Here is a 20,221-nt window from a genome sequence, read left to right on the forward strand (position 1 = left end):
CGAAGCGTCTTTAGGCTCGATAACTTTCCTATGGCCGAGGGGATGGAAGTGAAACTGTTGTATGACAGATTTATAGTTTCCAAAGCTGTCAAGTTGCCTATTTCATTAAATATAGCCCCTTCAAAAGTATTATAATACAAAACCAATGATTTTAGTTTAGTCAATTGCCCCCAGGAATTGGGAATGGTCCCAGCTAACTTGCAATTACCTAAATCCAACTCCTCTAAACTTTCCAAGCCTGAAATGTTTTCTAAATCCGTTGTGATTAAGTCATTGCCGTACAAATCCAGTTTCCTGAGTTGCTTTAGGTTGCTGAAGGATGCCGGGATTGGTCCTGCAATTCTGTTGCTGCGCAAAGCAATCTCAACTATATGGCCATTTTCAATAACAATTCCGTACCAATCTGAAGAGTGTAAGTTATTAGAGCTTATATTCCATTTGTTTGTCCAATTATCACCCTCTGTAGCATTATAGAAATCTACCAGAGTTTGGTATTCAATTGACGGTACAGGAGCTTGGGCAAAAAAAGGAGTGCACCATATAATAAATAAAAATTTTAATAGAACGTTATTTTTCTTCATTATGGTTGATTTTGAATGAAATTATTATTCAAACACAAAAAGTTAAACATGAAGATTTGGGCTAAAGAAGCTAGAGGTTTGTCCTTTTCTTGGGGTGAGATTGTTAAAATTAAAGAAACATAATTTTTGAAAAAATACCCTTAAATGGGTATTTTGGAGTTAAAAACAGTTAACCAATAATTGTAGTAGGTGTGCTACTTCTATTCATTGGAATATCTGGACTTGTAACAAAAAACTGGACTCGGAGAAAAGAAATTTGGCCGAATAAATGAAAAAATAAAAGCAGTGCACAATAACTAAGCGTTCATGTTTGACCGTACCGACCACACATGAACGCTTAGTTATTGTGCACTGTTATTTTAATCGATACATTGTTTTGCTTTTTTCTCCTGTTTTTTCAAATAAACCTAATTCAGCCCCTTTTTTTAAATCTCTACTTGCTGTTGCTGAAGAAATATCCTTAAAAATGTCCATATAATCTTTTCTTGTAAATTCAGCTTTATTTAAAGACACAAAATATTCTAATCTGTCGTTTTCATTTAAAGTTCTATTATTGAAATCTAATAATTCACTTAAAGAGATGTCAATTACGTTTAGCATATATTCAATAAACTTAGTTGATTTTCCAGATTTATCACTTTCGGCCAAGGCGTTATAATATTTTTCTTGGTCGTTACTAATTAAAGTTTCAAAGGGCAAAAACTCAAAGATTGGATATTTTTCCATTAAAATTAAAGTTTGCCACAATCGACCCATTCTGCCATTTCCATCCAAAAATGGATGTATAAATTCCATTTCGTAATGAAAAACACAACTTTTAATTAATTCAATTTCATCAGACTTTTTTAAATATTCAAAAAGGTCTTTCATTAAGTATGGAACATTTTCAAATGGTGGTGCTAAATGCTCAACTTTAGATCCTTTTACAATTCCTACACTTTGATTTCTATATTTTCCAGAATTTTCAATTAGACCTTCCATTAAGTTTTGATGTGCTTTTAGAAAGGATTTTTCATTAGTAGGATTATATGCTTCTAAATTTTCATAGATTTTAATTGCATTTAAAACTTCAAGTACATCCTTTTTAGGACCAATAACTTTTTTGTTTTCAAGAAGTGCTGTTATTTGTTCTTCTGTAAGTGTGTTACCTTCTATTTTTAATGAAGAATGAATAGTTTTAATTCTATTCTGCTTTCTCAATTTCGGTGAAGGTCTGTTTAATAAGTTGGCATTAACTTCTCCTATTTTTTCTGAAATAGAGGTTATTAATTTTAAAACGGATGACGTTATTTCGTAAGGAGGTTTCATTTCGTGATACTATCATTTGATACTATCAAATATACAATCATTTAAATTTAATTATGTAATGAAACGGAATTTTTTAATTGGGTGCAAAAAACAGCATAACCTTTATTCGACGCAAATCAAAATTAAACGTTGCTTATTTTGCATTAAATACTACCATTATTCGTTGCTCGGTCGTCTCTTTTGCTTGCTGGTAACGGCTTTGTGTAAGCGTGCAAAAAACGGCAATAATGAGCCACTAACAGCGGAAAATTTTGAGCATAGTAATACCGTACTCAATCCCAATTAAATCTCCCTTTACATCAACAATGAGACTGGATCATTATTTCGGCCGTATTTGGTTCTCATTGTCCGCCCTATCCACAGCAAGGAAACAACAGACGCTTAGAAATATATCCTCCGCAACTTCCCTCCCATTTAAAACACGATACCGTTAAAATCTAAAGCTTATAAATTAAACTTTAAATCTACAATTATCCGTACCTTTGCATACTTAAATTTAGGGCTAAGCTTAATTTAATTGGAACCAATAGTTGCGCAATGAATTACAAACATTTAACAGTAGAGATAAAAGAAAACAGTCAGCGATTTAAAACTAAAAACGCTGTTTATTTTAAAAATAACGAGCGTAATTCTTGGGAAGGTATTTCTTGGTTAGATTTTGAAGCGCGCATTGAATCTTTAGCCAAAGCACTCCTGAATTTTGGTATTTCACCTCAGCAAAATATCGCTATATTTTCTGAAAACAGTCCAAATTGGATTATTGCCGATAGTGCCATTATGCGAGCTAGAGCTGTTAGTATCCCTATTTACGCTACCAATTCTCAAAAAGAAGTTGAATACGTTATCAACGATGCCCAAGTAAGCCTGATATTTGTTGGCAATCAGAATGAATACGACAAAGCTTTCGAGATTTTAAAATCCTCCGACTACCTTAAATTAATTGTCGCTTTAGACACAACTATTAATCTACAGGTTTCTGACTCGTCTATTTATCTGGAAGATTTTATAGTTTTCCCTGCCTCAAAAACCATCGATTCGGAACTAGAAAAACGATTTACAGATCGTAATTTTGAAGATCTTGCCAGCATCATTTACACCTCCGGTACCACAGGCGAACCTAAAGGTGTTATGCTAGATTACCATAATTTTGGAGGTGCTTTAGCTGCTCACGATTACGAATTGAATATAGACGAAACCGATGTATCCTTAAGTTTTTTACCTCTTAGCCATATTTACGAGCGTAGTTGGGTATTCTTTTGTTTAAAAAACGGTGTTTCAGTTTACTTTAATCAGGATCCTAAAAAAATTGCCGATGTTTTAAAAGAAGTAAAACCAACAGTAATGTGTACGGTACCGCGTATATTCGAAAAAATCTTTTCGGCCATTCAAGATAAAAGACAAGAAGCTTCTCCGGCTAAAATGAAACTAGCCAGCTGGGCATTAGGCATTGGTAATAACTACTACAACAAGCATAAAAGATTAGAAAAAACCATCCCACTTTCTTTAAAGCTAAAATACAAAATCGCAGACAAACTGGTTTTAAGCAAACTTCGGGCGTTATTTGGTGGTCGTATTAAATTTATGCCTTGCGGTGGTGCCCCATTAGCAGCAGACCTGGTTTCCTTTTTCCATTCGTTTGGACTCAATATAAAATGCGGCTATGGCTTAACCGAAACTACAGCCACAGTATCGCTATTTGGCGATACACAATTTGAATTTCGTTCCGCAGGAAAACCATTACACGGCACAGAAATTAAAATTGGTGCAAACAATGAAATATTAATAAAAGGCCCTGGGGTTATGCGCGGATATTACAAAAAACCTAAAGAGACTGCTGAAGTTTTTGAAGCTGGTTGGTTTAAAACTGGAGACGCAGGGACTATAGATCAACATGGTAATTTAACCATTACAGACCGCATTAAAGATTTAATGAAAACTTCCGGTGGAAAATACATCGCTCCTCAAAAATTAGAAAATGCTTTAATTACCGATTCCTTAATTGAACAAATAGCCGTGATTGGCGATGAGCAAAAATACGTAACCGCATTAGCGGTACCTAGTTTTGAAAACCTGAAAAAATATGCCTTAGAGCATAAAATCAATTTTAAGGATATTGAAGATTTAATCAGCCACAATCAGATTATTGAACTGTTCGAAAAACGCTTTGAAGAGCTTCAAAAGGAATTTTCTAAATTCGAAAAAATTAAAAAATTTACACTGCTACCTAAGGAATTTAGCATAGAGACTGGAGAAATTACAGCCACTTTAAAATTAAAGCGAAAAGTTATTCAACAGAAATATAAAGAGCTTATTGATAAAATGTATAAGGAATAGATTTGATTTTTAAACTGTCCTACTTTTAGGTAAGGCTACATTCCCCATTCTCTATAGTCTAATGGTTGTCTAATTGAATTAATAGAGGTATATGAATATTGTTGTTAGACAATTTCATATACCACCGAGAAGGTGTAATATTAAGTAGTTAAAGGTGTAATATTAAATCCCTTTCTATTAATAATGCCTATTACTTCATTTTCTGTAATTCCCTTAGAGCTTACCGTTAGGATTTTATCCTCATTTGCAATATCTACATTCCAATGACAAATGCCTTCAGCATTATCTAAATCTGCTTGTACTTTTGATACACAACCTCCACAATTAAGGTTGGTTTTGAATTTCAATTCTTGATTTTCCATTTTTGTTCTTTTTTTATTTATATGATACAAAGTTCCTTTTGACTCTTGATTCGCTTGATTCGGGATTCTGGTTCCGATTTATATGATTTACTTTTTCCATTTTAACCGCAAGCTGTTACTTACTACACTTACACTACTCATTGCCATGGCGGCTCCTGCAATCATAGGGTTTAGTAGAAATCCGTTGATTGAATAAAGCACACCTGCAGCAATTGGAATTCCGATTAGGTTATAGATAAACGCCCAAAACAGGTTTTGCTTAATGGTGGCAACCGTCTGTTTTGACAGTCTGATAGCCTGCGGTATTTTGGTAAGGTCTGATGAAATAATGGTCATTTTTGCCACATCCATGGCTATGTCAGAACCTTTGCCCATCGCAATACTTACATCAGCTGTTGCCAAAGCCGTACTGTCATTAATACCGTCACCTACCATGGCAACCACTTTACCCTTTCTTTGCAGTTCTCTTACAAAATCGGCTTTTTGCAGAGGTAATACTTCTGATTTATAATGCTTAATACCTGCTTGTTTAGCAATAGCTTTAGCAGTAGCTTCATTATCGCCCGTAAGCATATAAACGTCAATACCCATTTCCTGTATTTCATTTACTGCCTGTATTGAAGTTTCTTTGATTTTATCTGATATAGCAATTACTGCAAGTGCCTGTTTACTGTTAGCAAACCAAATAATAGTTTTCGACTGTAAGCCCCATTCTTGAGCGAATTGTTGTAACTCTTTTGTAATTTCGATATTGTGTTCTGCCAACAGTTTTTTGTTGCCGACAAAGTAGGTTTCATCGTTGTAATTGGCTCTGGCTCCTTTACCGGTTAAGCTTTCGAATTGTGATATAGTAGTGTTGGCAATTTCTGTGAAATGTTTTACAACCGCTTCGGCCAACGGATGTTCCGATTTTTTTTCGATGCTTACTAAAATGTTTTTAGCTGCATCGTCATCATTTTGCCATCGGATATCAGTTACTCTTGGTTTACCTTCTGTAATAGTTCCGGTTTTGTCTAAAACAATAGCATTTATTTTTTTTGCCAATTCCAGACTTATAGCATCTTTAATTAAAATCCCCTTTTCAGCTCCTTTGCCAACACCAACTATTATAGCTGTTGGAGTAGCCAATCCTAAAGCACAAGGACAGGCAATAACCAATACAGTAACAGCTGCAAGTAAACCATGTACAATACCAGTATCACCACCAAGTATAAACCACAATATAAACGTTAGAACAGCAATACCTATCACAACGGGAACAAAAACGCCTGCAATTTTATCTACTAATTTTTGTACTGGTGCTTTGCTGGCTTGTGCATCTTGTACTGTTTTTATGATTTGAGCAAGAACCGTTTCTTTACCAACCTTAACAGCTTTAAATTGGAAACTGCCTTTTTGGTTGATGGTTCCGGCGAATACCTTTTCGTCTTCATTTTTCAAAACAGGCACTGATTCTCCACTAAGCATACTTTCATCCACGTATGAATTTCCGGAAGTTACGATACCATCGACTGCAATTTTTTCACCTGATTTTACCAGAATAACATCTCCGGTTTTCACATCTTCAATGTTGGTCAATTTTTCTGTTCCATCTGCAAATATCACAGTAACTGTTTTGGGTTGTAAGCCCATGAGTTTTTTAATGGCCGACGAAGTGTTGCCCTTGGCTTTTTCTTCCAGCAATTTGCCCAACAAAATGAACGCAATAATTGCTGATGATGCTTCAAAATAGACATGTGCTTGTAATTCTCTTTGAAGCCAAAAATCAGAAAAGAACATATTAAAAACACTGAATAAATAAGCAATGCTCACACTCAATGCTACTAAGGTATCCATATTGGCAGATTTGTGTTTTGCCTGCTTCCATGCATTTAAATAGAAATCTCTGCCAATCCAAACGACCACAGGTGTAGAAAAAATCCACATTATTTCATTGGCATAAGGCATATTCATAAAGAACATACCAATAATCACGACAGGCAACGAAAGTATCACTGCCCAAATCGTTTTAATTTTAAGTTCTCGGAATCTCTTTTCGTGAATTTCCTCTAAAGTATCTTGTTGTTTCGTTACGTCTTCAACCAATAGGTCATATCCAACAGATTGAACCGCTTTTTGAAGTATTTCAGCATTTGTAACAGAGGTAATATATTCAACTGTAAGATTTCCTGTGGCAAAATTAACTGAAGCATTCACCACCCCATTTTCGTGTGTAACAATACTTTCAGCACTGCTTGCACAGGAGGCACAACTCATTCCCAATACCGGGAATGTTTGTGTAATTGTATTTTGATTAGTCGTTGCCATCATTCTATTGTTTTAATTAAACAATGCAAAGTTGGCAACTTAAACGAAGCTTATTATTGTAGAATTTTGGAATTGATTTGTAAGATTTACAGAATAAAAAAGTCAGGTTAAATTTTGATATAACCTGACCATTTTTTCTACGCCTGACAACATTAAGCTGATAAAAATTCTTCCGTACTTTTTATTTCTGCATAAAAGAATTCGAGTGCAGCAAGAAATGCATGATGAACATCTTCGGCTTTTACAGTTTTTCCGTTGATTTCGAGGTCACGAGAAGCACAGGCATCGTGAATTACTGTACATTTATATTCAAAGTCGAATGCTGCTCTCGTAGTGGCATCAATACACATATGGGTCATCATTCCGGTAATAACCAATTCTGTTACATCATTTTCTTTTAGATAATCCAAAAGACCTGTTTCCCTAAAACTATTTGGGTAATGTTTCTGAAAGACTTTTTCCCCGTCAAGAGGTTTCACGTTATCGTGTATTTCAACACCGTTTGTCCCCTCAACCATAATAGGCATCAATTCAGGATTTGAAGACACATGTTGTATATGCGCGATCGGTAAATTTTTAGATCTGAAATGCTCAATTATTTCACCAGCCTTTAAGCTTGCCTCAACTGGGTTTACCAATGGTATGCCACCATTTTCAAAATAATCATTCTGGATGTCAATGACAATCAATGCTTGTTTACTCATCTTAATTGCTTTTTTAAGTTACAATGCAAAATTACTATGCCACCAATAATCATATCCTACCAAACCATTACGAATAGGTACCATTTTGATAATCTGCCAAAAATTCTGTCGTTGTCATTCCTGTTTGTTTTTTAAAGAAACGCATGAGATGATTAGGCTCGGAAAAATTAAGTTTGTATGCAATTTCTCCGACAGTTAGTTCAGAATGAATAAGATAATTTTTAATTTCAATGAGTAATCGTTGCTTTAGTAAGTATGTAGCTGTAACATTAAATTGCTCCTTTACTGCTTTATTTAACGTTATTCTACTTACTTTAAGCATATCCAGATAATCATTGATGCGATGTTTACTCGAAAAATGAATTTCGATTAGCTTCCTAAATTGAAAAGCATAATTATTCCCTTCTTTTTCCAGAGCTAAATGATGTTCTTCTGCATATTCCCTGTTCAGCTTTTGTAACAAATAGTAGATTAAAGACCTGATAATATGCCCACTGTCTGCTTTTGTTTTAAGAAGTTCTGTCTTCATTTCAGAAAGCAGTGCACAATAGAAGTCTGTAACTGATTTGTTAACTTGCATATTGAGAGCGTACTCAAATTGATAAAAATACAACAGACGGTACGTAAACAACTTGTCTGAAAAAAAATCATTTAAGAAATCCTCCTGAAATGCTAACATCGTAAACTCAGGATTTTCTGTTTTAAAATACCACTGCCGTTTCTCAAAAGGAGAAATAAAGATAATGCTGTTATCTTTTATCTCTATTTTTTTGTAATTTAAGACAAGATGACCTTCGCCTTTCTTAATAAAGATAATTTCAAAAAAATCGGTATTAAACACTTCCCGTTTTAAATAATATCCTTTGAGTTCTTCGGCGGATAAAACATTTAGAAGAAAATCAACTCCACATTCCGTTTTATGAAATTTCAGTGTTTCCATATAGCTATTGTATATTATATTACGCTATACTTTATCTAGAGGTTTTCTTTTGTCCTCCTTTATTTTCTTAAAATGACTTGGTGTTAAGCCTGTAACTTTTTTGAATTGATTACTTAAATAGGCTGCACTTGAATAGTTCAAACGAAGAGCGATTTCACTTAACGAAAGTTCATCGTATACCAACAGTTCTTTTACCTTTTCTATTTTTTGAGCGATGAAATATTTTTCGATAGTGATACCTTCAACCTCTGAAAACAAATTGGATAAATAATTGTAATCGTGATGTATTTTGCTACTTAATTCTTCTGAAAGGTTAATTTTTAATTCATTGTCTTGATGATGTACAAGGCTAATTATTGTGTTCTTTATTTTTTCAATGATAAGGCTTTTTTTATCGTCAATGATTTCAAAACCTAATTGAATTAAAGCTTTATCCAATCTTTTCTTTTCTTCCAACGTAGGTTCGTTTTCAAGAGCTACCTCACCAAGGTTGATGTTTACTACTTTAAATCCTAATTTGTCCAATTCGTTTTGTACCACCATAATACAGCGGTTGCAAACCATGTTTTTGATAAATAATTTCGTCATGTTTTCCTGAATAACTCCAATTTAACCAGTTTTTAATTTGCAACAAGTGTTACAACAGAAAGTATCACTCCCTTCTATTTCAAAATATAGTTAAATGGTCTTCGATATATATTTAATTGGAGACCGACTCTACAAATCGCCCCTTTTCATTTGCAACCAATTTACCCCATTCGTCAATGGCTTCAAGTGCTGGTAAAAAAGTTGTTCCAAAATCGGTTAGGCTATACAAAACTTTAATTGGAGGCTTGTCGCCATAAACAACTCTTGAAACAAGACCGTTTTCTTCAAGTTGCTTTAGTTGCAAACTCAAAGTCATTTCAGTTATGGCTGGAATTTCTTTTCTTAATTCACTATACCGTTTCTCTCTATCTTTCAAATGAAATAAAATTACAGATTTCCATTTTCCGCCTATGATGTCCATCGCAAGACTAATGGTACAAGCATAAACTTTACCATTTACTTTTACATTCTTTCCCATAAAGTTAAGCCTATCATTTATGATAGGTATTGCAAAACTAATACACTATATTTAATTTTGCAACTATAATTTTTATAGTACAAAAATGAAGAAGGTATTTATAATTGATGGCGGTAAGAAATTTGCGCATTCAGGAGGCAACCTAAACAAAACAATTGTTGAATGGGATAAGAGTTTTTTCACCTCTGAAAATGATTTCGAGTTAAAAATCACCAATTTGGAAGAACCCTATGATACAGAAAATGAAGTCGATAAATTTATATGGGCAGATGTCGTAATTTACCATTTTCCCATTTGGTGGATGTATATCCCGTTTTCTTTAAAATCTTACTTAGATCACGTATTAACCGCAGGACACCGCAAAGGCATGTATTACAGTGATGGTCGTAAAGCAGATAATCCTGAGCGAAACTATGGTACCGGAGGCTTAATGCAGGATACTAAATATATGGTAACAACCACATGGAATGCCCCGGCAACGGCTTTTACAATTCCTGAAGAATTTTTTGAAGGTCGTAGTGTAGATGATGGCGTTTTATTTCCATTCCACAAAATGAATGCCTTCTGTGGCATGTCGGCTTTAGAAAGTTTCCATTTTCACGATGTTGAAAAAAACATGGACGAGGCCAGACTTGAGCTTTTAAAAACAAACTATCTGGAACATTTAAATCAATCATTAAAATCATAAATAAACATGAAAACTAAAATAAACAGCTTACTATTATGTCTATTAGTAAGTGTCTCAGCATTTTCACAACAAAATTCAAAACATATGAAAAAGAAAATTTTATTCGTGGTTACAAGCCATGACAAAAAAGCAAACGGTGATGCTACCGGTTATTATTTAAGCGAAGTAGCCCACCCATGGAAAGTTCTTACTGAAGCAGGCTATGAAATTGACTTTGTAAGTCCAAAAGGTGGTACACCCCCTGTAGACGGATTCGATTTAAAAGACCCAGTAAACAAAGAATTTTGGGAGAATGAACTTTACCAAAACAAAATTTCAAACAGTATGAAACCATCAGATGTAACTCCATCAGATTATCTAGCGATTTACTACGCAGGCGGACATGGTGCTATGTGGGATTTACCAAATGATACAGCTATTGCTGAAATTGCTGCTAATATTTATGAAGCCAACGGTGTTGTTGGAGCCGTTTGTCATGGTCCAGCAGGAATTGTAAATATCAAATTAAGCGATGGAAAATACCTGATTGATGGTAAAAAAGTAAACGGTTTCACTAATGAAGAAGAAGAATTGGTAGGTTTAACCAAAGTGGTTCCCTTTTTATTGGAAGACCAATTAAAAGAACACGGCGGTATTTATGAAAAATCTGAACCTTGGCAAGTACACGTCGTATCTGATCAACGATTAGTAACTGGACAAAACCCACAATCAGCAACTGAAGTTGGTGAAGCCATTTTAGAAATCCTAAAATAATTGAGTTATGAAACAAAATGCAATTATTTGGCCTGAAAAATATACTCCCGGAACCACAGATAATTACTGTTCAAATGAAGTTATTGTGGCTGGTTTATCAACCGAAGAAGTATGGAAATATTTAGTTGATCCATTCGCCTGGCCAGAGTATTATCCAAATTCATCTGATATCGAATTTGTTGATAAAGCCAAAAAAATATTAGAAATAGATCTACGCTTCCGTTTCAAAACCTTTGGTTTTCCAATTGAAGCAGAAGTTACCGAATGTGTTCCGCCAAATGAAAACGAAGAAGCTCGCTTAGCTTGGCACGGATGGGCGGAAGGTGATGAAGAAACGCGTTTAGATGTTATCCATGCTTGGTTAATTGAAGATTTACCCGGAGGTAGAGTTCGTATTTTAACCCAAGAAAGCCAGATTGGAAAACCAGCCATCGAATTGGCTAACACTAAGCCAAACCCGATGATAAATGGACATCAAGATTGGTTAGACGGACTCGTAAAAGCTTCAAAACAAAACATATTAAACCTATAAAAATGAACAAATACCTTTATACATTTTTGTTCTTATTTATGGCATTTCAAATTCAGGCTACAGAACTATGTAATGCAGTAAAAGAAAACAATTTAACGGAGGCTTCAAGATTATTAGAAAATGGAGCAAATGTTAACGAGCGAAATGCTTTAGGTTACACACCCCTTATGTTGTCCGCCGGTTTAGGAAACTACCAAATGACGGAACTTTTACTTACCGCTAGTGCAGATATTAATCTGCTTGACACAAGAATGGGAGCAACACCATTGCATTTTGCAGCTGAAAGTGGTGTAGTGCCTGTTGCCGATGTGTTAATAAAACATGGTGCATTTCTAAATCTTGTTTCAGCTACAAATGGAAACACACCTTTGTATGTTGCTGTTTGGCACCGTAACCCAAGTATGGTACAATACCTTTTAGAACAAGGTGCAGACTGGCAAATGAAGGCAAGAGGTGTCATTACTCCTCTCGACCTTGCAAGAAAAGTGGGAGATGAAGACATTGTCAATATACTGGAGAATTACATAAAACAATCTGAAACTTATATTGCTAATGATCAAATTTTTAAGGCAATCAAAAAAGATGATCTTAAAACTATTAAAACACTAATTTCAGAAGGTTTAGATATTAACGAAAAAGCTAAGTTCACTATAGACGATGCGCCTAAAGGGGCTACTCCTATACTATATGCTGCTCAATTAGGTCGAGATGATGTATTGGAAGTATTGCTAAATGCAGGCGCTAATCCCAGAATTGTTGATTGGATTATGAAATCGACCGTATTACATAAATCCGGATATAATGGTCATGCCCAAAACATTAAAATGCTAATTGATGCCGGAGCTGAATTAGATGCACAAGGACCATACAATGGTTATACCGCTTTACATGATGCTGTTTGGCACGGACATTATGAAGCCGCAAAAATACTACTTGAAAATGGAGCGCGTTGGGATTTAAAAGGTTTAGATGGTAATACGCCTCTTGATTTAGCAAAAAAATATAACTATTTTGAAATTCAAAAACTTTTAGAAAACCACAGTAACAAATAATATGAAAAAATACATCTCATTTATTATATATGTCTTCACAATATTTTCAAACGCACAATCGACTGAAACAATTTTTGAAGATAACACCTATCAGCTAACTGGCGTTGCTGTTTCCAAATCAGGTCGTGTCTTCACAAATTATCCACGATGGAGCACTACATATAAACACGCTTTAGTAGAAATTGGCAAAAATAATACCGTTAAACCATTTCCAAATAAAGCATGGAATGAATGGGATGTCGAAAAAGGAGGTGATAAACAAAACCATTTTCTATGCGTACAAGCAGTGGTAATTGATGACCAAAATACCATGTGGATTGTTGATGCGGGTTATGCCAAAAATGCTGACGGAAATGATAAAGGTCAAAAACTGGTAAAAATAAACCTCAAAAGTAACAAAGTAGAAAGAGTATATCCGCTATACCCTACATTAAGTGCTCGTAGTTATGCAAATGATATTAGAATTGATACTAAAAAACAAATCGCATACTTAACCAACTCTGGCGAAGGCGGAATTGTTATTGTAAATCTCAAATCGGGTAACATGAGACAGGTATTATTAGGAAGTAACGTTACCAAAGCAGACACGTCTTATATAATGAAACGAAATGGTCAAGATCTATTGAGTCACGGTAAGCCTTTTCACGTACATTCCGATGGAATTGCATTAAATCCAGATGCATCCCAACTCTATTTTAAATCCTTAACAGATACTAAATTATTCAGAATAGCGACAACCGATTTAAACAATCCTACTTTAACAGAGAATGAATTATTACAAAAAGTAGAATTTTTAGGGCATTTTACCACAACCGATGGTATGGCTTTTGACAAAAAGGGAAATTTATACCTTGGAGATCTTGAAAAAAGAGCTTTAATCCGTATTACACCATCCTTAGAAACAGAAACTGTTCTTCCTGCAAATGAAGATTTAGCCTGGCCAGACAGCTATCATGTATCGACAAATGGTTGGCTATACATCAGTTTATCCCGCATTGACGAAGAACCACGTTTTCATAATGGTGAAGCTTTCAGAAAAGGGCCTTATAAAATAATCAAATTAAAAATTAACGAAACAACTGATTAGCATTAAGGAACCACATATTTTAGATGTCTTAGAAACGCTTCATAAAGAAGCTGACAAAAACTATGAAGAGCGCTATGCCATTCTTGATAGTATTTCCGACAAGACAGAACGCGAACAAACACATGATCGACTTAGAAAAACGGCATTCATGTCGGTTTCACCTGAAGAAGGATCTCTGCTACATTTTTTAATTAGCTATTCGAAAGCAAAAAACATTATTGAATTTGGTTGTTCTTTTGGCATTTCAACAATCTATTTGGCAGCAGCAGTCAAACACAACAACGGGAAGGTTATTACAACAGAATTAGAACCCAATAAAATAGCTCAAGCTGAAAGGAATATAACCAAAGCGTCTTTAAATAATTATGTTACTTTTTTACCTGGCGATGCCTCTAAAACACTTGCTAATATTGACACTCCTATTGACTTTTTGTTTTTAGACGGCGCAAAAGATCTTTATTTACAAGTTTTCAAAATGCTTGAACATAAACTAAACAGCAATGCTATAATTTATGCTGATAACATTGAAAAAGAAGACGCCAAACCTTTTGTTGACTATTTGATAGCTTCTGAAGATTTTAACGTAACACTACTTTTTGAAAACAAGGTATTAATAGCTTACTACCTTAAATAAAACCAGAATAATGAAACCCCTAAAACAACTTAATTTACTATTACTCTTAACGTTTTCGTTATCATGTTTAAGTCAAAATACCAAATACATTTTAGCACTGTCAAAAGGAGAACAAAAATTAGTGATTTACGATTATAAAACCCTTGATTCTTTAACGTCTGTTCCTGTTGGTGAAGATCCCCATGAAATCGTTACAAATTCAGATGGTTCAATGGCTTACATCACCAAGCCTGAATTGAAAAATAACGGACATAAAATTGCGGTTGTTAATTTAAAAACCCTTCAGTTTGAAAAAAACATTGACACCAAACCATTCTTTATTCCACATGGATTAGTGTTCTTAAACAATAAATTATGGCTTACTGCACAAGGAGCAAAAGCGGTTGTAGTATATGACCTTGTTAAAAATGACTTTGAAGAAGCTTTTGGAACCGGGCAAGATTTCACGCACCTGCTTCACGTTTCAAAAAATGAAAAACGATTTTATACCACAAATGTAGAGTCTGGAACCTTAAGCATTTACGAAAAGAAAGAGATTCCTCCCTACATGCCTCCAACGGGTGTTTTACCTGCAAATGCGAAACCCAGAAACGAATGGCGACAAACGTTAATTGATGTTGGTTTTGGTGCCGAAGGTTTTGATGTAACTCCTGATGAAAATGAATTATGGACCGCCCGTCCCGATGGCCATGTGATTATAGTAGATTTAAACAAAAAGAAAGTAAAGGCTAATATTAACAACCAAGTTGAAGGATTGCATCGTTTAAAAATAACCCCTGACGGAAAAACGGTTTGTATTGTAAGCGTTAAAACAGGCGATTTATTATACTACAATATGCAAACGCTCAAATTAGAGAAAAAAGTAAATATTGGTCGTGGTGCTGGTATTTTTATGGATAAAGAACGTAATAGAATGTTCGTGTCTTGCACACCTGAAAATTATATTGCAGTAATTGATTTAACCACAAGAAAAGAAATTAAACGAATTTCTATTGGAAGACCTGATGGTATAACATCTATCAAATAAAAGGTTAAAAGTGGCATAATTCCATCACTTCCATTGGACTAATTTTAATCGCTTTCAACCCCTAATTTTTAAGTTATAATATAACAGGTTATATTGACTCATAACAACAACTAAGATGAAAAAAGCACTATTATCAATATTTACACTTCTTGTATCCTTACAATTTTCCTTTGCACAAAACAATGAACCTATGTGGCTTGATATTGAACTTGCAAACTACAAATATCCTTACCCCGTATCCTCATTGAATCTTCATATCCAAAATCAGGATTTAAAAATGGCTTACATGGATATTAAACCCGAGAACTACAATGGAAAAAACATTGTTTTGTTACATGGAAAGAACTTCAATGGAGCCTATTGGAAAACTACCATCGAAGCTTTAACAAAAGAAGGTTTTCGAGTTATTGTACCCGATCAAATAGGATTTGGAAAATCATCTAAACCGGACTATTTCCACTATACTTTCCAACAGTTAGCAATAAATACCAAAACGTTATTGGATACTTTGAGAATAGAACAAACAGCTATTTTAGGGCATTCTATGGGAGGCATGCTTGCTACACGTTTCGCGTTAATGTATCCACAAACAACAAAAAAACTTATTTTAGAAAATCCAATCGGGTTAGAAGATTGGAAGTTAAAAGTGCCGTACAAACCTGTAGAATGGTGGTATAAAAGCGAACTTAAAAAAAGTTATGAAGGCATAAAAAAGTATCAATTAGTCAGTTATTATGATAATAAATGGAAACCCGAATACGACCAATGGGTAAACCTACTTGCCGGTTGGACGCTAAACTCGGATTATAATTCCATAGCTTGGAACAATGCCCTAACCTATGATATGATTTTTACGCAGCCCGTGGTATATGAGTTCAAAAACATTACGGCGCCTACACTACTCATTATCGGCACTAGAGACCGAACTGCTTTAGGCAAGCCTTTGGTTACAGAAGAAGTACGAAAAACTATGGGTCTTTATAACGAATTGGGTAAGAAAACCCAAAAAGAAATACCTAATTCGGAACTTGTGGAAATAGAAAATGTTGGTCACTTACCCCACATTGAAAAATTTGAAAGCTTTATTAAACCATTAATAAAATTTTTGAAAAAGTAATCTAAAGCATTTCAAAATAGGATTATTCCGTAGCGAAAACATTTAAAACGACTTTTGTTTTTTCAAACGTCGTTTTCTTTTTTATCTTTAATTTTTACGGGATAAACAGAGTCTTAAACCAAAATGAATACAAATTGTATTCCTCTAAAATAAGGCCATACCATTTTACGCCTTCAAAAAAACTACATTCCCTGTGTTAACATCGTAAAATGCTAATCTTCCATGTTTATCTTTGGGCACATTATTTACTGGTAGGTATCTGCTTCCTAATATTAAGTTTTTAAGTTCTCCTATATCTTTTTTAGAAGCCGGTTTATTCTCGGTTGGTGTCAACATAGATTTCAACATGTCGTATGAAAGATTACCTGCCATGTTATTTCCCACACCTGCCAAAGACATCCCCTGCTTTTCAGGACTAGCTTCCTTTGTTTCTTCTTCTACAACAACTGGTGGATTAACAGGTTTTAGACTTGTTTCCTTCTGTGGTTTCTTTTGTTTCAGTTGCCAGCTACTACTTCTACAAGAGTTGCTGCAATATTTTTGAACTCCTCTACGTTTTGGTATATATTCCTCGCCACAATTACGGCAAATCTCGTGTTTTTTCATATTTAAGCGTAAATTAAACGTTTAATTGACGTATAATTTTATATTTCCAATGTCTAGCCTATATTAAATATTGATCGTAAAAGTTCCTTTTCTGCATCAATTTCGGTGATTAGCGGCTCTTTTTTTGACCGCTTTTTAGGTCGTTTTTCAATTTTAGTACCTAAAACATCTACTTTATCGACATTGGTTTCAGATGCATCCTGAACTAACAAACCTGGAAATTTAGGTGCTGTATTGGTATATATTCCTCACCACAATTCAGGCAAATCTCGTGTTTTTTCATATTTAAGCGTAAATTAAACGTTTAATTGACGTATAATTCTATTTTTCCAATGTCTAGCCAATATTAAATATTGATCGTAAAAGTTCCTTTTCAGCTACTTTTTCAGTGATTAGTGGCTCTTTTTTTGACCGCTTTTTAGGTCCCTTTTCACTTGTAGTGGCTAAAACATTTGGTTTAGCGACATTGGTTTCAGATACATCCTGACCTAACAAAGCAGGAAATTTAGGTGCTGTATTTCCTTTAGATTCTCCTTTTATAAAATCAAAAATACTCGCTTCTAACTGTTTTGATTTATTGTAATTACTATAGGGAATTACCGATTCATCTTTGTAAAATTGTTTAATAAGTGTCTCGAAGTGCTTTTTATAATACACATGCTGTAGATTAAACAGGTTTTGCATTTCTGACTGGTCATTCTGTATGATATGCAGGTTTTCCAATAACCAGTGGCAGATGTAGCATACACAATCCACCTGTTCAAAATATTTATCCAGGATATAATTAAACTCAAATTCTGACACCTCATGCTTTGCTCTTAAAAGCTTAAAGATATTCTCTTCTAATTTTATGGGCTTTTGTAAAACAAAATTAGTTTCCGCCCTATTATATGGGACAGGTCCTTTAAAATAGTCTATAATATAGGCCTCTTTATAAAAGTTCATGTCTTTAAAAGCCTCTATTTTATCAATTATAAGTCGCGTGTGTTCTGCATCAGAAACAAAAAATAGCAACTCTATATATAGATTACTTAATAAACTATTATAGAAATCCTGTAAGGTATTACTTGTACTCATGGGTAGATTTTAGCATGGCGGAATAATCTTCTGGTAACTCGGCATCAATATCTCTTAAATATTTCTCTAAAGCAGACATCGAGGAATGTCCTGTTATTAGCATCAGTCTACTTTTTGCTTCAAAAGGTGACGATTCTTTTACTAAGGCTCGATAGAGTTTTGTGATATAGGTGTGTCTAAAACTATACAGACCATAATCTGTTCCTAGATTAAAATGATCCTTTACAATGCGCTTAAAACGTTTTGAAAAGTAGTCGCGTTTATTATTTAAAGCCGTATCCCACTCCCCTCCTATAGCATCGGGTGTAAACAGAAAATCATCAGCTTTAAGCTTTGTTAAATCCGGTAAATCATTCCATAATAACTCAGGGATTATTTTAGTCTTTAATGGGCTGTTTTTAGCCTTAAAACGAATCGTTCGTGTATTTACATCAATATCTTTTACCTGAAGTCTACAAACTTCTATGGGCCTTAAAAAATTATAAGAAATGAACTTGATATACAATAAGAGTACAGGATCCGTTTTTTCCAAATACTCAAAAATAGCCTCCTGTGTTTCCTGGGAATAAGTTTTATTACGCTCTGGTGTGGTTTTTAATACGGGTATCTTTTTAATAAAATTATCTGCTATTATTTCATTATCCTCCAATACCTGAACGATACTACTCAAATCCGTTCTATAATTGTTTCTATTTCTCGGACTGGTTTTTACCAAGACATCATTTAAAAATGCTGAAAATAGTTTTTTAGTTAGTTGATCGATAGTTTTTACTTCAGGATGCACCTCAGCTAACCAATTAAGGAAAAACTCAACTCTCCCCTTATACCCTCGCAAAGTTGTTTTACTAACTAATTTCTCTTTAAGGTTTAGCGAAAAATCAAAAGCTGATCTTAACGTTTGCTTAGACTCAGTTGGAACAACTTCAACTTCCTCTCTTTTTGGTTCTTCAACAATAATCGTCTTTTCTTCTGTTTTTAAAGCTTCTTCTTTTACGTCTAAGGGCTCGTTTTCCGAATTTAATTTGTTGTAGAGTTCGGTATTGTCTTCAAAAGGATTATAGCCTTGTTTCAATAATTTGATTAAAACTTTTCGGTAAACCGTTAAAATTTCTAATCGTTGTTCTTTGGTTTTATAAGTATTGGCTTCTCCGTAAAACGGTGTTACTCGTTTTAACATTCCTGTTTCTGGATGACGATAAGAAAAATAAACGTACCAACGCTTACTTAAATCTCCTTTTGCTGTGTAAATTTTTGGGGTGGAAAAATTCTTTTTCTTCGGCAAATCGTATGCAGTTTCGTATTCACTTTCGTATGCAAATGTAATAAATCGCTGAATTGTGAGCATAAAAAAACGGTTTAGCATAGGCTAAACCGTTTATTTTCACATGTTTAAAAATTGTAGCGAGACCGAGATTTGAACTCGGGACCTCTGGGTTATGAATCCAACGCTCTAACCAACTGAGCTACCTCGCCATTTTGCGAGTGCAAATATAACAACTATTCTAATCTGTGCAAACAAAATTTTCAAAAATATTTTTTTTGTTCATTTCGCATAAATCTTATGCAATTTATATTATATTGAGCACATAATTTTTTGAAAGAACACATGGAAGATAAAATTAAATTTGAACTTGAATTCCCAATACACGCTTCGCCGTCTCTACTCTATCAATATATTTCTACACCTTCAGGATTGTCCGAATGGTTTGCCGATAATGTGAACTCTCGTGGTGAACTTTATAAGTTTATCTGGGACGGAGCCGAAGAACAAGCCAAATTGGTCAGCAAAAAAAGTGGAGAACGCGTAAAATTTAAATGGTTGCACGACGAAGACGAACCGTATTATTTTGAACTGCGAATTCAGGTTGATGAGATTACTAAAGATGTGTCTTTAATTATCGTGGACTTCTCTGAAGAAGACGAATTAAATGAAACCAAAATGCTTTGGGAAAATCAAATTTCCGATTTAAAACATGTCTTAGGCTCTGCATAATTCATAATTCTTGAAATTACAGTATATTTGCCCGAAACTTTATTTCGGGCTTT

General features: G+C 34.3%; 22 protein-coding genes and 1 tRNA gene. 10 read left to right on the forward strand and 13 right to left on the reverse strand.

Annotated features, from left to right (window positions below; genetic code table 11):
* Both I3217_RS04540 and I3217_RS04545 read right to left on the reverse strand, forming a co-directional pair.
* Nucleotides 1-581: leucine-rich repeat domain-containing protein (locus I3217_RS04540; RefSeq protein WP_435048561.1), on the reverse strand; the 581-nt coding region annotated here is incomplete at its 3' end.
* A gap of 354 nt (nt 582-935) precedes the next feature.
* Complete coding sequence (locus I3217_RS04545) at nt 936-1,889, reverse strand: Fic family protein (RefSeq protein ID WP_435048562.1); 954 nt, start codon at nt 1,887-1,889, stop codon at nt 936-938.
* Nucleotides 1,890-2,426: 537 nt separating this feature from the next.
* Here I3217_RS04545 and I3217_RS04550 point away from each other — a divergent pair.
* On the forward strand, nt 2,427-4,223 hold the full coding sequence (locus I3217_RS04550) for an AMP-dependent synthetase/ligase (protein WP_435048563.1): 1,797 nt from the start codon (nt 2,427-2,429) through the stop codon (nt 4,221-4,223).
* 140 nt (nt 4,224-4,363) lie between these two features.
* On the opposite strand, the gene I3217_RS04555 is transcribed toward I3217_RS04550, so the two are convergent.
* The 6 genes from I3217_RS04555 to I3217_RS04580 form a co-directional block, all read right to left on the reverse strand.
* Entirely contained in the window at nt 4,364-4,585 is a 222-nt protein-coding gene (locus I3217_RS04555) for a heavy-metal-associated domain-containing protein (protein ID WP_435048564.1), read from the reverse strand.
* Nucleotides 4,586-4,672: 87 nt separating this feature from the next.
* Nucleotides 4,673-6,892 carry a heavy metal translocating P-type ATPase gene (locus I3217_RS04560; RefSeq protein ID WP_435048799.1) on the reverse strand — a complete coding sequence of 740 codons (2,220 nt, stop codon included), beginning with the start codon at nt 6,890-6,892 and terminating at the stop codon, nt 4,673-4,675.
* Between the two features lie 152 nt (nt 6,893-7,044).
* Entirely contained in the window at nt 7,045-7,596 is a 552-nt protein-coding gene (locus tag I3217_RS04565) for a cysteine hydrolase family protein (protein ID WP_435048565.1), read from the reverse strand.
* A 67-nt stretch (nt 7,597-7,663) separates the two neighbouring features.
* A complete protein-coding gene (locus I3217_RS04570) occupies nt 7,664-8,536 on the reverse strand; it encodes an AraC family transcriptional regulator (protein WP_435048566.1) in 873 nt (290 codons plus the stop codon).
* Between the two features lie 24 nt (nt 8,537-8,560).
* Nucleotides 8,561-9,124, reverse strand: a complete 564-nt coding sequence (locus I3217_RS04575; protein ID WP_435048567.1) for a helix-turn-helix domain-containing protein — start codon at nt 9,122-9,124, stop codon at nt 8,561-8,563.
* A gap of 112 nt (nt 9,125-9,236) precedes the next feature.
* Complete coding sequence (locus tag I3217_RS04580; protein ID WP_435048568.1) at nt 9,237-9,602, reverse strand: winged helix-turn-helix transcriptional regulator; 366 nt, start codon at nt 9,600-9,602, stop codon at nt 9,237-9,239.
* 85 nt (nt 9,603-9,687) lie between these two features.
* On the opposite strand from I3217_RS04580, the gene I3217_RS04585 reads away from it, so the two are divergent.
* From I3217_RS04585 to I3217_RS04620, 8 genes are all read left to right on the forward strand, one after another.
* Entirely contained in the window at nt 9,688-10,290 is a 603-nt protein-coding gene (locus tag I3217_RS04585; protein ID WP_435048569.1) for an NAD(P)H-dependent oxidoreductase, read from the forward strand.
* A 6-nt stretch (nt 10,291-10,296) separates the two neighbouring features.
* Nucleotides 10,297-11,043, forward strand: a complete 747-nt coding sequence (locus tag I3217_RS04590) for a type 1 glutamine amidotransferase domain-containing protein (RefSeq protein ID WP_435048570.1) — start codon at nt 10,297-10,299, stop codon at nt 11,041-11,043.
* 7 nt (nt 11,044-11,050) lie between these two features.
* Nucleotides 11,051-11,575, forward strand: coding sequence for a hypothetical protein (locus tag I3217_RS04595; RefSeq protein WP_435048571.1), 525 nt, complete (start codon nt 11,051-11,053; stop codon nt 11,573-11,575).
* A gap of 2 nt (nt 11,576-11,577) precedes the next feature.
* Nucleotides 11,578-12,627 carry an ankyrin repeat domain-containing protein gene (locus I3217_RS04600; RefSeq protein ID WP_435048572.1) on the forward strand — a complete coding sequence of 350 codons (1,050 nt, stop codon included), beginning with the start codon at nt 11,578-11,580 and terminating at the stop codon, nt 12,625-12,627.
* A 1-nt stretch (nt 12,628) separates the two neighbouring features.
* Nucleotides 12,629-13,714 (forward strand): SMP-30/gluconolactonase/LRE family protein, encoded by a 1,086-nt coding sequence (locus I3217_RS04605; RefSeq protein ID WP_435048573.1) that lies wholly within the window; start codon nt 12,629-12,631, stop codon nt 13,712-13,714.
* Between the two features lie 91 nt (nt 13,715-13,805).
* Nucleotides 13,806-14,348: an O-methyltransferase gene (locus I3217_RS04610; RefSeq protein ID WP_435048800.1), complete on the forward strand. Its 543-nt coding sequence runs from the start codon at nt 13,806-13,808 to the stop codon at nt 14,346-14,348.
* A gap of 10 nt (nt 14,349-14,358) precedes the next feature.
* Nucleotides 14,359-15,375 (forward strand): YncE family protein, encoded by a 1,017-nt coding sequence (locus I3217_RS04615; protein WP_435048574.1) that lies wholly within the window; start codon nt 14,359-14,361, stop codon nt 15,373-15,375.
* Nucleotides 15,376-15,490: 115 nt separating this feature from the next.
* Nucleotides 15,491-16,492 carry an alpha/beta fold hydrolase gene (locus I3217_RS04620; RefSeq protein WP_435048575.1) on the forward strand — a complete coding sequence of 334 codons (1,002 nt, stop codon included), beginning with the start codon at nt 15,491-15,493 and terminating at the stop codon, nt 16,490-16,492.
* A 165-nt stretch (nt 16,493-16,657) separates the two neighbouring features.
* Here I3217_RS04620 and I3217_RS04625 read toward each other — a convergent pair whose 3' ends face one another.
* The 5 genes from I3217_RS04625 to I3217_RS04645 form a co-directional block, all read right to left on the reverse strand.
* Nucleotides 16,658-17,098, reverse strand: coding sequence for a hypothetical protein (locus I3217_RS04625; protein WP_435048576.1), 441 nt, complete (start codon nt 17,096-17,098; stop codon nt 16,658-16,660).
* Nucleotides 17,099-17,151: 53 nt separating this feature from the next.
* Nucleotides 17,152-17,310, reverse strand: a complete 159-nt coding sequence (locus tag I3217_RS04630) for a hypothetical protein (protein ID WP_435048577.1) — start codon at nt 17,308-17,310, stop codon at nt 17,152-17,154.
* Nucleotides 17,311-17,434: 124 nt separating this feature from the next.
* Nucleotides 17,435-18,175, reverse strand: coding sequence for a hypothetical protein (locus I3217_RS04635; RefSeq protein ID WP_435048578.1), 741 nt, complete (start codon nt 18,173-18,175; stop codon nt 17,435-17,437).
* Nucleotides 18,162-19,520: a tyrosine-type recombinase/integrase gene (locus I3217_RS04640; protein ID WP_435048579.1), complete on the reverse strand. Its 1,359-nt coding sequence runs from the start codon at nt 19,518-19,520 to the stop codon at nt 18,162-18,164. Before I3217_RS04640 ends, I3217_RS04635 begins: the two co-directional genes overlap by 14 nt.
* 54 nt (nt 19,521-19,574) lie before the next feature.
* Nucleotides 19,575-19,648: transfer RNA gene (locus tag I3217_RS04645), tRNA-Met, on the reverse strand.
* Between the two features lie 133 nt (nt 19,649-19,781).
* Between I3217_RS04645 and I3217_RS04650 the strand changes: the two genes are divergently transcribed.
* The gene (locus tag I3217_RS04650) at nt 19,782-20,168 is read left to right on the forward strand and encodes an START-like domain-containing protein (protein ID WP_435048580.1); all 387 of its coding nucleotides are present in this window, start codon (nt 19,782-19,784) and stop codon (nt 20,166-20,168) included.
* The last annotated feature ends 53 nt before the right edge of the window (nt 20,169-20,221 follow it).

The sequence above is a fragment of the Formosa sp. S-31 genome, assembly GCF_051172795.1.
In the GTDB taxonomy this organism is placed as follows: Bacteria; Bacteroidota; Bacteroidia; order Flavobacteriales; family Flavobacteriaceae; genus Formosa.

Coding starts and splice junctions, on each gene's coding strand:
- I3217_RS04545 (WP_435048562.1), bottom strand. CDS start 1,889: ATGAAACCTCCTTACGAAATAACGTCATCCGTTTTAAAATTAATAACC.
- I3217_RS04550 (WP_435048563.1), top strand. CDS start 2,427: ATGAATTACAAACATTTAACAGTAGAGATAAAAGAAAACAGTCAGCGA.
- I3217_RS04555 (WP_435048564.1), bottom strand. CDS start 4,585: ATGGAAAATCAAGAATTGAAATTCAAAACCAACCTTAATTGTGGAGGT.
- I3217_RS04560 (WP_435048799.1), bottom strand. CDS start 6,892: ATGGCAACGACTAATCAAAATACAATTACACAAACATTCCCGGTATTG.
- I3217_RS04565 (WP_435048565.1), bottom strand. CDS start 7,596: ATGAGTAAACAAGCATTGATTGTCATTGACATCCAGAATGATTATTTT.
- I3217_RS04570 (WP_435048566.1), bottom strand. CDS start 8,536: ATGGAAACACTGAAATTTCATAAAACGGAATGTGGAGTTGATTTTCTT.
- I3217_RS04575 (WP_435048567.1), bottom strand. CDS start 9,124: ATGACGAAATTATTTATCAAAAACATGGTTTGCAACCGCTGTATTATG.
- I3217_RS04580 (WP_435048568.1), bottom strand. CDS start 9,602: ATGGGAAAGAATGTAAAAGTAAATGGTAAAGTTTATGCTTGTACCATT.
- I3217_RS04585 (WP_435048569.1), top strand. CDS start 9,688: ATGAAGAAGGTATTTATAATTGATGGCGGTAAGAAATTTGCGCATTCA.
- I3217_RS04590 (WP_435048570.1), top strand. CDS start 10,297: ATGAAAACTAAAATAAACAGCTTACTATTATGTCTATTAGTAAGTGTC.
- I3217_RS04595 (WP_435048571.1), top strand. CDS start 11,051: ATGAAACAAAATGCAATTATTTGGCCTGAAAAATATACTCCCGGAACC.
- I3217_RS04600 (WP_435048572.1), top strand. CDS start 11,578: ATGAACAAATACCTTTATACATTTTTGTTCTTATTTATGGCATTTCAA.
- I3217_RS04605 (WP_435048573.1), top strand. CDS start 12,629: ATGAAAAAATACATCTCATTTATTATATATGTCTTCACAATATTTTCA.
- I3217_RS04615 (WP_435048574.1), top strand. CDS start 14,359: ATGAAACCCCTAAAACAACTTAATTTACTATTACTCTTAACGTTTTCG.
- I3217_RS04620 (WP_435048575.1), top strand. CDS start 15,491: ATGAAAAAAGCACTATTATCAATATTTACACTTCTTGTATCCTTACAA.
- I3217_RS04625 (WP_435048576.1), bottom strand. CDS start 17,098: ATGAAAAAACACGAGATTTGCCGTAATTGTGGCGAGGAATATATACCA.
- I3217_RS04635 (WP_435048578.1), bottom strand. CDS start 18,175: ATGAGTACAAGTAATACCTTACAGGATTTCTATAATAGTTTATTAAGT.
- I3217_RS04640 (WP_435048579.1), bottom strand. CDS start 19,520: ATGCTCACAATTCAGCGATTTATTACATTTGCATACGAAAGTGAATAC.
- I3217_RS04650 (WP_435048580.1), top strand. CDS start 19,782: ATGGAAGATAAAATTAAATTTGAACTTGAATTCCCAATACACGCTTCG.